Annotated in this window: 8 protein-coding genes; 2 read left to right on the plus strand and 6 right to left on the minus strand. The window is 67.4% G+C overall.

The window, feature by feature from the left end; all coding sequences use genetic code 11:
- The first annotated feature begins 102 nt into the window (after window positions 1-102).
- Window positions 103-2,049 (plus strand): CocE/NonD family hydrolase, encoded by a 1,947-nt coding sequence (locus JAO74_RS06685; protein ID WP_199036354.1) that lies wholly within the window; start codon window positions 103-105, stop codon window positions 2,047-2,049.
- A 113-nt stretch (window positions 2,050-2,162) separates the two neighbouring features.
- Here the strand turns inward: JAO74_RS06685 and JAO74_RS06690 are convergent, their stop codons facing one another.
- The 5 genes from JAO74_RS06690 to JAO74_RS06710 form a co-directional block, all read right to left on the minus strand.
- Window positions 2,163-3,473 carry a BNR repeat-containing protein gene (locus JAO74_RS06690; RefSeq protein ID WP_199036355.1) on the minus strand — a complete coding sequence of 437 codons (1,311 nt, stop codon included), beginning with the start codon at window positions 3,471-3,473 and terminating at the stop codon, window positions 2,163-2,165.
- A gap of 174 nt (window positions 3,474-3,647) precedes the next feature.
- Window positions 3,648-6,581 (minus strand): TonB-dependent receptor, encoded by a 2,934-nt coding sequence (locus JAO74_RS06695; protein WP_199036356.1) that lies wholly within the window; start codon window positions 6,579-6,581, stop codon window positions 3,648-3,650.
- A gap of 132 nt (window positions 6,582-6,713) precedes the next feature.
- Complete coding sequence (locus JAO74_RS06700) at window positions 6,714-8,099, minus strand: efflux transporter outer membrane subunit (RefSeq protein WP_199036357.1); 1,386 nt, start codon at window positions 8,097-8,099, stop codon at window positions 6,714-6,716.
- Window positions 8,096-9,256: an HlyD family secretion protein gene (locus JAO74_RS06705; protein ID WP_199036358.1), complete on the minus strand. Its 1,161-nt coding sequence runs from the start codon at window positions 9,254-9,256 to the stop codon at window positions 8,096-8,098. Before JAO74_RS06705 ends, JAO74_RS06700 begins: the two co-directional genes overlap by 4 nt.
- 8 nt (window positions 9,257-9,264) lie before the next feature.
- Window positions 9,265-10,911: an MFS transporter gene (locus JAO74_RS06710; RefSeq protein WP_199036360.1), complete on the minus strand. Its 1,647-nt coding sequence runs from the start codon at window positions 10,909-10,911 to the stop codon at window positions 9,265-9,267.
- 101 nt (window positions 10,912-11,012) lie between these two features.
- On the opposite strand from JAO74_RS06710, the gene JAO74_RS06715 reads away from it, so the two are divergent.
- Window positions 11,013-11,759, plus strand: coding sequence for an SDR family oxidoreductase (locus JAO74_RS06715; RefSeq protein WP_199036362.1), 747 nt, complete (start codon window positions 11,013-11,015; stop codon window positions 11,757-11,759).
- A gap of 154 nt (window positions 11,760-11,913) precedes the next feature.
- Here JAO74_RS06715 and JAO74_RS06720 read toward each other — a convergent pair whose 3' ends face one another.
- Window positions 11,914-14,535, minus strand: a complete 2,622-nt coding sequence (locus JAO74_RS06720) for a glycoside hydrolase family 2 TIM barrel-domain containing protein (protein WP_233150746.1) — start codon at window positions 14,533-14,535, stop codon at window positions 11,914-11,916.
- Window positions 14,536-14,591 lie beyond the last annotated feature (56 nt).

The raw sequence follows: 14,591 nt of genomic DNA on the forward strand, positions 1-14,591 counted from the left end.
GGGAGCCTGCGCCTCTTTTCGTGCGATATTGTATCACGGATTGATCTTGGGCGTGATGGGCGTCACGATGCCGGCATGTCCCTTTCGGTGCGAGATCGTTTCATGGTGAAGTCCGTCCTGTTTGCCGCTGCCGCGTCGTTGGTGGTGGCGCCCGTCTTCGCGCAGCAGGGGCCGGCGCCCAAGGCGGCCACCGCGCCGGCGGGCGGCGATATCCCGGCCGGTTTCACGCCGCCGACCGCGCAGAACGATTACGACAAGCGCGTGGTGATGGTGCCGATGCGCGACGGCACCAAGTTGTACACCGTCATCGTCGTAAAGAAGGGCGCGACGAATGCGCCGATCGTGCTGACGCGTACGCCGTACAACGCCAAGGGCCGCGCGAGCCGCAGCGACAGCTCGTCCATGCTCGCCACGCTGCCGCTGGCGGACGAGATGTTCGTGAAGGGCGGGTACATCCGCGTGTATCAGGACGTGCGCGGCAAATACGGGTCGGAGGGCGATTACGTCGTGACGCGCCCCGTCATCGGGCCGCTGAACCAGACCAAGGTCGATCACGTCACCGATGCGTACGACACGATCGACTGGCTGGTGAACAAGGCGAATCTGCCAGAATCGAACGGCAAGGTCGGGATGATCGGATCGTCGTACGAGGGCTTCACCGTCGTCATGGCGCTGCTCAATCCGCATCCGGCGTTGAAGGTGGCGGCCCCGGAAAGCCCGATGATCGACGGCTGGATGGGCGACGACTGGTTCCATTACGGCGCCTTCCGCCTCGCCAATATCGCGTGGCTGGGATCGCAGACCGGATACAAGGGCGCCGGCTCCGCGCCGCCGACCGGCGGCTGGGACGATTACGAGAATTTCCGCGACATCGGATCGGCGGGCGATTGGGCGAAGAAATCGGGATACGACCAGTTGCCGTACTGGCAGCGGATGGTGTCGCACCCCGCCTATGACGGGTTCTGGTCCGGGCAGGCGCTCGACAAGCTGCTCGCGGCCAATCCATCGAACGTGCCGACGATCTGGGAACAGGGGCTGTGGGATCAGGAGGACATGTATGGCGCGATCACCGCGTGGGAGGCGCTGAAGGCGAAGGGGAAGACGGGCAACAACTTCCTAGTGATGGGGCCGTGGCGGCATAGCCAGGTGAACCGCGACGGCCGCTCGCTGGGGCCGTTCCAGTGGAATGGCGACACCGCCGCGCAGTTCCGCGAACAGATGGTGCTGCCGTTGTTCGACCAGTATCTGAAGGACGGGCCGGCGGCGAACCTGCCCGCCGCCGCGATCTATAACACCGGCGAGAATCACTGGGACAAGCTGACCAGCTGGCCGCTGGCGTGCGAGCAGGGCTGCGCCGCGCCGCTGACCGCGATCAATTTCGGTGCGGACGGCAGTCTGGGGTTCGGCAAGCAGGCGGCGGGGGATGACAGCTACGTCTCCGATCCTGCCAAGCCGGTGCCGCATCTGCCGCGACCGGTGAATTTCGGCGATGGCCGCTGGGGCGACTGGCTGGTCAGCGACCAGCGCGGCGTCGATGGGCGGACCGATGTGATGACGTACAGCACGCCGGTACTGACCGCGCCGGTCCGCGTATCGGGCGCGCCGATCGCCGACCTGTTCGCGCGGACGACGGGGACGGACGGCGATTTCGTGGTGAAGGTGATCGACGTCTATCCGGCGGAGAACGCGACCGATCCCAAGATGGGCGGGTATCAACTGCCGATCAGTCTCGACATCTTTCGCGGGCGGTATCGCCAGAGTTTCGCCAAACCATCGGCGATTCCGGCGGGCAAGGTGCAGGAGTATAAGTTCCGCCTGCCGACGGTGAACCATGTTTTCCAGCCGGGACACCGGATCATGGTGCAGGTGCAGTCGAGCTTGTTTCCGCTCTATGACCGCAACCCGCAAAAATACGTGCCCAACATCTTCCTGGCGAAGAAGGCGGATTACCAGAAGGCGACGGTGACGATCGAACGCGGCGGCACGACGCCGAGCCGGGTGTGGTTGCCGGTGGTGCCGGTGGATCAGGCGGCGGTGACGGCGCGGTAGCCCTGTTCCCCGGCGGAGGCCGGGGTCCAGTTGGGGGACGTTGCCGAACGAGCGCTGCGCTCCGTTACGACGACCTTTCCAACTGGGCCCCGGCCTCCGCCGGGGAACGGTATTTACCGCGGCATCACCAGCCGCAACACGGTGGGGTCGGGGATATCCTCGCTCGGCAGGTCGCGATGCGGGGGGCGGGTGGGCCAGGCCAGCGCAATGCCGCTGGTGTCCTCGACCGTGTTGAGCATCATCCCCGCCGGCGTCGCGATCGATCCGGCCAGCTTTTCGGCCAGCAGCACGCCCGGTTTCTCCTCCAGCCGCTTCAGCGTCCTGGCATCGAGCAGGAAGTCGATCGGCTTGCCGTCGCGGATCACCGATACGCGGATGCGGTCGCGGCCGACGGGCTCGGCGCCCTTCACGAACAACCGGCTTTCCAGCGAGCCGCCGCCCCGGAAATCCCAGCGGAAGCCCTGCCAGTCACTGACCTGCGCGATCCGCCAGCCCTTCGCCTCGTGCCGGGCGACGTAGATCTGGGTGTTCCCCTTGGCATCGAACTTGTGGAAGGTAATCATCGCGGTGCCGGCGGGGTCGAAGCCGATGATCGTGTTGTTGTTTATCATCCCGCCCTCGACCGGCACGGGATCGACGATCTCGGCGGTGGACAGCTTGATCGGCAGCGGCAGGGGGGTGCCGTCCGCGCGTTCCCAGTGCACCAGATCGCGGCTGCGGGCATAGGACAGGTCGTGGTTGGTTTCCGCCATCGGCGTCTCGCGCCAGACCCAGGCGATGTGGAAATATTTGTCCGGCCCGAGCACCGGCCCCATGAAATACGCGTTCCGCTGACCCTCGCCATCGGTCAGCGGGGTCTGGAGCAGGTGCGTCCACGTCTTCGTCGCGGTGTCGTAGACATTGTAGATCTCGTTGCCGTTGCCGCTGCTGCCGTCGCGATATTTATAGACCAGCCGGCCGGCGCCATCGCGCAGGAAGATGGGATAGGTCATCTTCGCCTCGACCGCGGGATCGACCATCACGCGTACGCGCGCCAGCGTGCGAACGTCGCCCGCCACCGTGCTGCGGTAATAGACCATCGGGTCGCCGTGCATGTTGGCGGCGACGTGGATCTGGCCGGTCGAATCCAGCGCCATCGCGGTGTAGTTGTGGCTGTCCCACCCCAGCCAGCTGTCGAGCTTTTGATACACCCACGCCGCCGACCGGCGCGGGCGTGAGGCGACGGTCAGTTGCCGGTTGGCGTCGTAATAGGCGACGATGATCGCGTCGGCCGTCACCTGCAACGCGAAGCGGGCGCTGTGGCCGGACCAGACGCGGTCGATCGCCGACAGTTCGGGACCGGCCGGTACTTCGGCGCTGGCGCCCGCCGGCCGCTGCGCGGCGATGGCTGGCAGGGCACAGGCGGCCAGCAGGGCGGTTATCAACGGGCGGTGAAACATCGGGCGGCACTTTCCGTCAAAGGAGTATGTGAAACCCTGTTCCCCGGCGGAGGCCGGGGTCCAGTCGGGATAGCGTTGGTGACCGACCATCGACGCCCCCCAACTGGATCCCGGCCTACGCCGGGGAACGGGGGGTGTCGGGGAAGAGGGGGTATCAAATTACAGCGCGAACCGTACCCCGATCTGGTACGTCCGGCCGTCATAATCGGCGCGGCGCGGTTTCAGCGCCGAATTCTCGAACTCGATGCGCTTGGCGTTGGTCAGGTTGAACGCGTCGGCGGTCAGCGAGATGCTGTCGTTGATGTTGAGCGAGGCGGAGGCATCGACCTGGCCACGCGCCTTCACCTGCCGTGCCGCGCCGGCAAAGGTGCCGCCGGCCGCCAGATCATATTTGCTGCGGTAGTTGTACGTGCCGCGGATGCCGAACAGCTTGGTTTCGTAATAGCCGATGACGTTGACGACATGCTTCGACACGCCGGGCAGGATCGCGTCGGTGCCGTTCGATGCGCGGCCGCTGACGTCGGTGAGCGAATAGTTCACCTGCCCGCCCAGACCCGACAGGACGCCGGGCAGGAAGTCGAAATTCTGCTGGACCGAGAATTCCAGGCCACGGACGGTGATCGGGCTGTCCGAATTGATGTTGCCGCCCACCACGACCTGCACCGGCTGGCCCGCCGACACGAGCGTCGTCGACTGGCAACTGTCGCCGACGAGGCGCAGCGGGCCGAGGCCGAAGCCGCCGCCATCCGCCGGGCAGAGCAGCGAGCGATCGGTGATCGGCGCGATCAGGCCGTCGATCTTTTTCGAGAAGGCCGCCACCGAGAACACGCCGCCCGGCCGGTTGTAGAATTCCAGCGAGGCGTCGAACGAATTGGCGGTGAACGGCTTGATGCCGACATTGCCCAGCGTGACGTTGAACAGCGCGCCGCCGCCGCTGATGACGGTGGAGGGCGATACCTGACGCGGCTGGGGCCGGACGAACGAGCGGTAATAGGCGCCGCGCAGCACCAGCCTGTCGGTCAGGTCGGCGGCGATCAGGATCGACGGCAACCACTCGCCGTAACTGCTGCTGCGTTCCACCGTCGAGGGCTGGCCGAGCAGCAACTGCGTGGAATCGGTCTGTTGCCGAGTGTGTTCGTAGCGCAGGCCGACATTGCTGCGGATGTTGATGCCGAGCAACGTCGTGTCGAGCTTCGCCATCGCATAGCTGGATACGATGTCGTTGGTCAGGTTGAAGTTGAGCGAGCCGACGCCGCCATCGGCGGTGTTGTTGACGAAGCCGTTCGCGGTCAGCGTCTGGCCCGGCGCCAGCGTCACCGGTTTCAGCGCGGCATTGACGGCGGCGAAGTCGAGTGTCTGCCAGTTGGTGCTGTAGCCGGCGAGGTTGCCGCCGAAGAAGTCGCCGGCGAACGGGCTTTGCTTGATAAGGCCGGCGTTGATGTTCTGCTGCTGCACGCCGAACACGGTCGACCGGTATTGCTGCGACGTGAACTTGGTCTTTTCGAACCGTGCGCCGATCTGGATGCTTTTCAGCAGGTTACCGTCGAAATAGCGTTCGAGGTCGGTCTGGCCGGCGTACAGGTTGTTCTTGGCGATGCTCTCGCTGCCCGCGACGATGAACACGTCGCCCGATGCGTTGCGCAACTGGTTGGCGTCGAGCACCGCGAACGGGCCCGGCGTGAAGGTGACGGCGGGCGAGGGGTTCAGCAGGAAGCGGAAATCCTCGATATCGCTGCCGCCCGAAAATGCCGAACCGCTGGTGCCGTTACCGGCGGCGCTGGGCAGTTTGCGGTAATCGAACTGCGTCTGGATGACCGAGTTGCTGGCATCCGAATAGGAGAAGGTGGTCAGCGACCGCCACTCGTCGGTCTTGTACCCGATATCGCCATAGATGCCGTATGACTGGATCTTCGACGGTTCGGCACGGGCGGAGGCGAAGACGCGCGCATTGCGGAAGTCGTACGAATTCACATAGCGGTTGCCGTCGGGCAGCGTGAAGGCGTCGCCGGTCGGGTTCACGACCGTGTTCGCATCGCGCATGTCGTAATCGATGATGTCGGTATTCGCGTCGCTGTAGTTGCGGCGGGTGTAGAGGCCGTTCAGGCCGAAGGTCAGCTCGTCCGTCGCCGCCCATTCCGCGCCCGAGGCGATGGTGAAGCGATCGCCCTTGTTGGTCTTCACGAACTGGCGGATGTCGGACGGGAACAGCACATTCGGGGTGCCGGCGGCACCGAAGCGGGTGACGTAATCGGGCGTCGTGGTGCGCGACAGCGGCGTGTACTGCGCGAAGGTGATCGAATCGCGGCGGAAATTCTGCTTCGAATAGGCGCCGACGAAATACACGCCGAGCGTGTCGTTCAGCAGATGTTTGGAATAGGAGAGCGAGCCGGCGGGATTGAACTTCTCGGTCAATTCCTCGTACGCGCCGGCCAGTTTCACCGACAGCGCGCCGTCCTTGCGGGCGAGCGCGCGCTGGATCTGGAGATCGACATTGCCGCTGATGCCGCCGGGTTGGTCGGCGGCGGAGGGCGACTTGATGATCTGGAACGCGCTGAACACGTCCGATTCGAATGCGCCGAGCGGGCTGGAGCCGTCGAGCACGGGATCGGCGAAGGTACTGCCGTTCAGCGTGGTGCGGGCATAGGTGCCGGGCAGGCCGCGCAGGTTGATCGTGGCGTCGCGGCTTTCCGCCTCGCGGTTGATCTGAACGCCGGGGATACGCTGCAACGCCTCGCCGACGTTCAGGTCGGGGAAGCGACCGATGCCGTCGGACGAGATGCCGTCGGTGACACCGACCGCGTTGCGCTTGGCGGCGAGCGCGTTGGCGTAGCTCTGGCGGATGCCGGTGACGACGATGAGGTTGTCGTCGACCGGGGCGTTGCCCTCTACCTGCGCCTGTACGGCGGCGTCGGCCTGCGCGGGCGGGGCGGTGTCGGTCTGGGGATCGGTGCCGGTGACGGGGGTCGGCGGGCGGTTGGTGGCCGAGGTCGCGGGCTGATCGCGGGCGATCGACTGGCTCTGTGCCATCGCCGGCTGCACTGCGAACGCTGCGGCGGTGGCCATCAGCGTGACGTACACATTCCCCTTCATCATCCATCCCCTTGGATCGGGGCGGGCCGTATTCTCGGACCGTCCTCCCGCTGAGGCCGGATATGTACTATCAATTTCGGGATTGCAACCGGTATTCTAAACCTCCGACACCCATCCCATATAATGGAATTGTCGCTATCGGTTGACGTCGGTGATGTCGGCGCTCGACCAGCCGCCCCCTAGCGCCTGATAGAGAGAGACATAGGCGTTCAGGCGATCGGTGCGGGCCTGGATCAGCGTCAGTTCGGCGGTCAGCAGGCCGCGCTGGGCATCTAGCTGGTCGATGTACGACGAATATCCGGCGCGGTAGCGGTTCGATGCGTTGCGCAGCGCGCCGGCCAGCGCCTCACGTTGCGCGGCCAGCGCGGTCGCCTGTTCGCCGGCGCGCAGGACACCGGCAAGGCTGTCGTCGACCTCGCGGAAGGCGGTCAGCGCGCTGCGGCGATAGGCGAAGGCGGCGGCGTCGCGGCGGGCGGCGGCGGCGCTGGCCTGTGCGCGCAACCGGCCGCCATCGAACAGCGGCGACAGGATGCTGCCGCCAAGCGAGAAGACGCCGATCGGGTTGGCCAGCGCGGTCGACAGGACGACGCCGGCCGAGCCGGTGAGCGAGATGCCGGGCAGCAGCGCGGCGCGGGCGCTGTCGAGGCTGCGGTCGGTGGCGACCAATGTCTGTTCCGCCTGGAAAAGGTCGGGGCGGCGGCGGAGCAGGTCGGCAGGCAGGCCATCGGGGATAGCGGGGGCGGTGAGGCGGTCGAGTGCCAAGCCACGCGTGATCGGGCCGGGCGGATCGCCGATCAGGACGCTGAGCGCATTTTCCTGCCGCGCGATCAGTAACTGCGCCTGTGGCACCAGTTGTTCGGCGGCGTGATATTCGCCCTCCGCCTGACGCAGTTCGAGGTTCGACGTGTAGCCGGTCTCCGCGCGGCGGCGAGCGATGCGTAGCGATTCCGCGCGCGCCGCCAGCGTCTGGCGCGCGACCAGCAACCGGTGGTCGAGCGCGCGGAGCGTGATGTAGCCGGTGGCAACACCGCTGGCGATCGCGAGGCGCACGGTGTCGCGCGCGCCCTCGCTGGCCAACGCCTGCGCGCGGGCGGCGGCGCTGGCCGATTTCAGCCGGTCGAACAGGTCGAGGTCGTAACTGGCCTGCACCAGTGGCTGCGCGCCGATCGCGGTGCTAGGGGTGCCGAGCGGGCTGACGGTCTGGCCATCGGTCAGGGGTACGCCGGCGGTGACGAGCGGCGATTGCTGCGCGCGTGCGAGGCGCTCGGCAGCGCGCGCTTCCTCGACACGGGCGGCGGCGGCACCGAGATCGGGACTGTTGGCGAGCGCGCGGACGACATAGCCGGTCAGCACCGGGTCGCCGAACGCGTTCCACCAGTCGGTCCGGATCGGCGCGCCGGGGCCGAGCGCGGTGCGCCATGCCGGCGGCGCGACCACCGCGACCCCGACGGGCGGCGCCGGGCGCGGGCCGGCACAGGCGGCGAGGGCCAGCAAAAACGTCAGCGAGCCGGGCTTCCTCACCGGACGGCGGGTCCGCCCGCGGTGTCGACACGCGCCTGCACCGACATGCCGGGACGCAGCCGGTCGATCAGCGACTGGCCGGGATCGATGCGGATACGGACCGCGATGCGTTGCGGCACCTTGGTGAAATTGCCGGTCGCATTGTCCGATTTCAGCACCGCGAATTCCGATCCGGCGGCGGGCGACAGCCGCTCGACATGGCCGGTCAGGCGAGCATTGGCGAGGCCATCGACGGTGAACGACGCCGGCTGGCCCACCGCCATCCGCGCGGTCTGCGCTTCCTTGAAATTGGCGATCACCCAGGTTTCGGGGGGCACGAGGAACATCAGTTGCGACCCGGCGGTGACATATTGCCCCAGCCGCACGCCGACTTCGCTGAGACGGCCGGTTTCCGGCGCGCGGATCAGCGTATTGGCGAGATCGATCTGGGCGAGGCGACGGGCAGCCTCCGCGCCGGATACGCCGGCCTGTTGACCGCCGCGACCGACCTCGACGGTGCGGATGTCCTGACGGGCGATCTCGCGCGCGGCCTGCGCCTGACGGACGCCGGCTTGTGCCTGACGCAGCGCGGCCAGCGTCTGGTCACGTTCGCGCAGACTGACCGATCCGTCGGTGACGAGGTCGTTGACGCGGTTCATGTCGGCCTGCGCGCGCATCAACTGCGCCTCGGCATTGGCGACGGCGGCGGTCTGGGCGGCGAGGCTGGCCTGACGGCTGCGCGCGGATTGCAACGCATTGTCGAGCGTGGCGGACTGGGCGGCGACCTGCGCCTCGGCCTGCTCGACGCGCTGGCGATAGATGCGGTCGTCGATCTGGACCAGCGGCGTGCCGGCGGTGACGGTGGCGAAGTCGCGGACCAGCACCTTCGTCACATAACCCGACACCTGCGGGCTGATGACGGTGGTGCGACCACGGACATAGGCGTTGTCGGTCGATTCATAGTCCGAGGTGAACGGCGGCAAGCGCCACGCCGCCAGCACCGCCAGCACGCCGGCGATGGCGATCAGGGTGATGACGGTGAGCGCGGTGCGGCTGGGGCGGGCGGGGCGCCAGCCGGAACCGACCGGCGCGGCGACCGGGGCAGCCGTCGGCGCAACTTCGGCGGCGCGTTCTTCGGTAACGGGGCCGGGGGAAACGGGGGATCGGGTATCGGTCATGCGGGACCCTACATGGCCACCGCACGCCGTTCGCGCCAGCGCCGACGTGCGAGGATGAAGGCGAGATAGGCGGACGTCGCCGCCGCCAGGATCGCGACGAGGCGGAACACGTCGTCATAGGCGAGCACGTTCGCCTCGCGCGTCGCGGTCTGGGCCAGGATCGCGGCGCCCTCCGCCGATCGCAGCGCGGGATCGCCGACGACGCGACCCACCGCCGCGCCGCCCGCCTGGATACGCTGCGTCACGATCGGGTTGCTGGCGTCGAACTGTTCGACGATGGCGGCGCTGTTCTCCTTCTCGCGCACCACCTGATAGGTGCCGAGCAGCGCGGTGCCGCCGAGGCCGCCGATCGAATTGATGATGCCGAACAGCGCGATGAAGCTGATGATGTGGCCGCTGCCCTCCTTCAACGCGCGCGTCATGCCGAACAGGAGCGATGGCCCGAGGAAGAAGGTGGCGGAGAAGGCGATCAGTCCTTGCGTCAGGTATAGCTGCGGCGCGCGGGTCAGGCTGGTCGAATATGAATCGATCCAGGCGGCGACCGCGACGAGGCCGATCGACAGCATCACCGGATGCGCCAGCCTGTTCACGTCGAGCATCACCGCGCTTAGCACGACGCCCGCCACCGAGGCGGCGAAGATGATCGAGAAGAACGGCACGAGCTGGTCGTTGTTCTGCCCCAGCGTGGTCAACAGGCCGACCGCGGCATAGGTCTGTTCGGACAGGACGATGCGCGCCATGATCGTGACGATGGTGAAGCGGACGATGTCGGCGCTGCCCAGCCAGCGGGTGTTGAGCAGCGGATTGGCGCGGTGATGCTCGATCATCAGCGCCGCCGCCAGCATCGGGATGGCGGCGATCAGCGCCCAGCCGATCCACCCGGCCTCCGTCCACCAGACGATCCGGCCGAGGCCGAGGACGGCGGAAAACAGCGCCATCGATCCCGCGAACAGGACGAAGGTGAGGAAATCGAGCGGCTCGAACGCCTTTTGTCTGGTCGTCGGCGGCAGGCGCAGCGTCGCGACGGCGGCGAGGCTGAGCAGCGCCAGCCCGAGTTCGAACAGGTACAAGGTCCGCCACTGCGACATCGCCAGCAGATCGGGCGAGAACAGCCGCGCCAGCGGCGTCGCGCATTGCGGCACGCCGATGCCCAGCACCACCGCCTTCAGCCGCCATTTCGCGGGCAGCGACTGCATCATGTAATAAAGGCACAGGCTGGACACGGCGGCGCCCGCCATGCCGCTGGCCGCGCGCACCGCAATGGCGGAGGCGAAGCCGTGGACGAACAGATGTGCGAAGGTGAGCAGCGCATAGATACCGAGGAAGATCATCGCGAACGGGCGCAGGCCGAATTGCTGCCTGAACTTTATCATGATGAGGTTGATCGACACGTTGGTCATCACATAGACCGTCGGCAACCACGCGATCTGGGCGGGATCGAGGCCCAGCGCGCCCTGCAGCGTATAGGTGTTCGCCGAGATCAGCGCGTTGCCGAACCCGGCGGTCAGGCCAAGGAGGACGGCGATCAGGCCGTAAGCGAGGCGACGATGATGCGGATGATCGGGCGAGCCGGGGGAGCCGGGCATCACCGGCACCTCGTGCGGGGCGAAGGTCCACTGCTCCTCCGAGAGGAATCGGCGCGCGCGGCTTATCATCGCCGTCCCGCTTAATCCTCCGGCGGGGCAGCGGAAAGCCACGATCGCGTCGCTGGTGCGTTGGGCGGCATGACTGACCTTTTTTGACGGAGTGACCGACGATGAAACCGACGGGCAATACGATCCTGATGACCGGCGGCGGCTCCGGCATCGGCCAGGCGCTGGCCCACCGGCTGCACGCCGATGGCAACCGGGTGATCGTGGCGGGACGCCGCCGGGCGGCGCTGGACGAGACGATCGCGGGGCGCGACGGGATGGCGGCGGCGGTGCTGGATATCGAGGACCCGGCCGCGATCGCCGATTTCGCCGCGACGCTGATCGCCGATCATCCGGCGCTGAACGTCGTCATCAACAATGCCGGCATCATGCGGATGGAGGACCTGACCACGGCGCGCGATCTGGCGGCGGCGGAGGCGATGATCGTCACCAACCTGCTGGGGCCGATCCGGCTGACCAATGCGCTGGTCGATCATCTCATGGCGCAACCGGATGCGGCGATCGTCAACGTGACGTCGGGGCTGGCGTTCGTGCCGCTGGTGGCGGGGCCGACCTATTCGGCGACCAAGGCGGCGATGCATTCCTACACGCTGTCGCTGCGTCATCAGTTGCATGGCCGGGTCGAGGTGATCGAGCTGGCGCCGCCGGGGGTGCAGACCGACCTGACACCGGGGCAGGCGGTGCGCGACGGGTATATGCCGCTGAAGGATTATATCGACGAGGTGATGGGCCTGTTCGGACAGCGCCCGACGCCGGCGGAGATACTGGTCGATCGGGTGAAGATGCTGCGCCATGCCGAGGCGGACGGGCAGTTCGATCAGGTGATGGCGGGGTTGAACGGGGCGGTTTGATGGTCGCCGGGTAAGGGTGAAACGCGCGTTGCTTTGGCCGTTTCGCCTCCCCGGCGGAGGCCGGGGTCCAGTTGGGAAGGTAGTCGTAACGAAGCGTTGTGCGTGGTCATGATCGTCCCCCAACTGGGCCCCGGCCTCCGCCGGGGAAAGGATTTTATAGCGGCTCCACCTCGATGCCAGACACCAGCGCCTCGCCGGTCTGCCCCGCAAAGCCCAGATCGAGCATTCCGTCACGGACATCGACCGTGAAGCGCCGGGTCAGCGCGGTCATCGCGCCGCCGGCCTCGCGCACCACGTCGATCGGTTTGCCCATCGCCTTGCCCTCCGCCGCGACGGTGAACACGCGCTGGCCGGGGCGCTTGTCAGCGACCGGTTCGAACAGGTGCAGCTTCACCCGGTAGCGGCCATGGGCGACGGGGATCGCATAGGCGAAGCTTCCCTCGCGCCAGCTTTCGTACGGCGCCTGATCCATGGTGCCGGCGACCGGTCGGACCGGGCCGGGCTGGCCGCCCCGCGATGCGGAGGGCTGGTCGCGGAAATGGCCGGTGCCGCCGGTCATGAAGACGTCCGATCCCCATCGCTTGCCGTCCTTGCCCGTCGCACCGGTAAGGGTACCGGCGCGGATGGCGTAGGCGTTGGCGCGGCCGGCGAAGCGCCAGGTCATCGTGTCCGCCACGCCGTCGCCCGACGCCTCGAACCGGTTGTCGCCGGGGGTCAGCGCGACGTTCGGCCAGCGGCAGATGCCCAGCGCACACGTCGCCGTACCGATCGCGCGACCGTTCAGCGTCAGGCGCATCGTCGGCTGGTTGCTGTACGCCTTCACCTCGGCGAGCGGATAGGGGCGGTCGGCGTGACGGCTGCCGGTCAGGTGGACGAAGGGATCGGCGGACCAGTTCGCCTTGTAGAAATAATAGGCGTCTTTCTTCGTCCGGCGGTCGAACGTCACCAGCCCCTTGTCGTTGGTGTCGGTCAGGTCGCCTTCCAGCCGCAGTTCGTTCGAGAAATCGAACATGTTCCACACCCAGCTCGCCCAGACGAACGGCACGGCGGCGATCTGGCGCCAGCTTTCCTCCAGAATGTAATTCTGGAATTCCTCCGGATGAGGGCGGCCGAAGGCGGCGATCGGGCCGCCGCGGGGATCGTCGCTATGCTGGGTCAGCGCGCCGCCTGCGCCATATTCGCTGATCGAGATCGGCTGGCGCGGATAGAGCGCGTGCAGGCGGGCGAGATCGGGGCCGAGCAGGTTGACGTCGTTCGCGTACCAGCCGTGATAGCGGTTATAGCCGATGACGTCGGTGATCCCCGCTACCGTATCGAGGCCGGCCCGCGCCTCCGCCGGGATCGAGCCGCAGCAATCGGCCAGCGTGGCGGGGCGCGACGGGTCTTCCTCATGAACGACGCGCTGCAGGCGTTCGAGCAGCGGCCGGGCGTTGGATGTGCCGCGACCCTTGGCGGCTTCCAGATTCACCTCGTTGGCGATCGACCAGACGGCGATCGAGGGGTGGTTGTACGTCTGGCGGATCAGTTCGCGCAGTTGCTGTTCGGCGTTGGCGGCGAAGCCAGGCGTGGTCGCGGCGCTGGCCCAGGGGGCGGAGCGATCGACCAGCGGTATCTCCGCCCATGTCACCAGCCCGGCGGTGTCGGCGGCGGCATAGGCGGCGTCGGCATGCTGGTAATGGGCGAGGCGGAGCGTGTTGGCGCCGATGTCCCTGATGATCGCCATGTCCTCGGCGATGTCGGCGGCGTCGATCGCCCAGCCCTTTACCGGCCGGTCCTGATGCCGGGAAACGCCGCGCAAGGGCAGCGCGCGGCCGTTCAGGTGAAAGCCGGTGTTCGGATCGATGCGGAAGGTGCGGATGCCGAGCGGCTGTTCGACGCGGTCGAGCACCCGGCCGTCCTTGCCGACGATCTCGACGCGCAGGGTGTAGAGATAGGGGTCGGCGACGCCGTTCCACAGGTGCGGGGTGGGGACGGCAATCGTCCGGGTGGTGGTGCCCGATCCGGTGGCGGCGATGGTCGCGGGGGTGGCGGCGGTCGCGACCGTCCGGCCGGTGGCGTCCAGCACGATCGCCTGCACGCGCACGGCGGCGTCGCGGCGGCGGTCGTTTTCGAGGCGGGTCGTCACCGACACTTCGGCGCGGTTCGCATCGGCGGTCAGCGTGCGGGCATAGATGCCGGGGCCGCCGAAATCGCGCATCGCGACGCGGACCGGATCGGTCACGACCAGCGAGACGCCGCGATACAGGCCGCCATACATCGGCCAGTCGCCGTTCATCGGCGGGACCTCCGCGGTCGGTGAGCCGGGATCGCGCGGCGAGCTGTTGTCGACGCGGATCACCAATATGTTGTCGCCGGCCGGCTTCAGCGCCGCCGTCGCGTCGAAGCGGAAACGAGCGAAGGCGCCGGCATGGCGACCGAGATGGACGCCGTTGACCCAGACATCGGCGATGATGCTGGCGGCGTCGATCTCGATCCACGCGCGACGATCACCGAATTTGGCGGGGGTGGCGAAGGTGCGGCGATACCAGCCGGCGCCGTGGACGTTCTGGTAATCGGCGCGGCGTTCGGCGGTGCCGCCCATCCGGTTCCAGTTGTGCGGCAGCGAGACGCGCGACCAGCCGGCATCGTCGAACGTCGCGGCCCGCGCGTCCGCAGGCTGGTCGCCGAGCCGGAAACGCCAGTCCGCCGTCAGCGGCACCGTGTCGCGCGGTGCCGCCTGAACCGCCGACGCCGCCAGCATCGATACCACAAGCAGAAGTTCACGATATGGGATCATGGTCCGCATCCTCTTCGATCCGACATCTAATCGAAGCGTCGGCGAAGGGGAAGCGG

Source organism: Sphingomonas mollis (assembly GCF_016427505.1).
Lineage (GTDB): Bacteria > Pseudomonadota > Alphaproteobacteria > Sphingomonadales > Sphingomonadaceae > Sphingomonas > Sphingomonas mollis.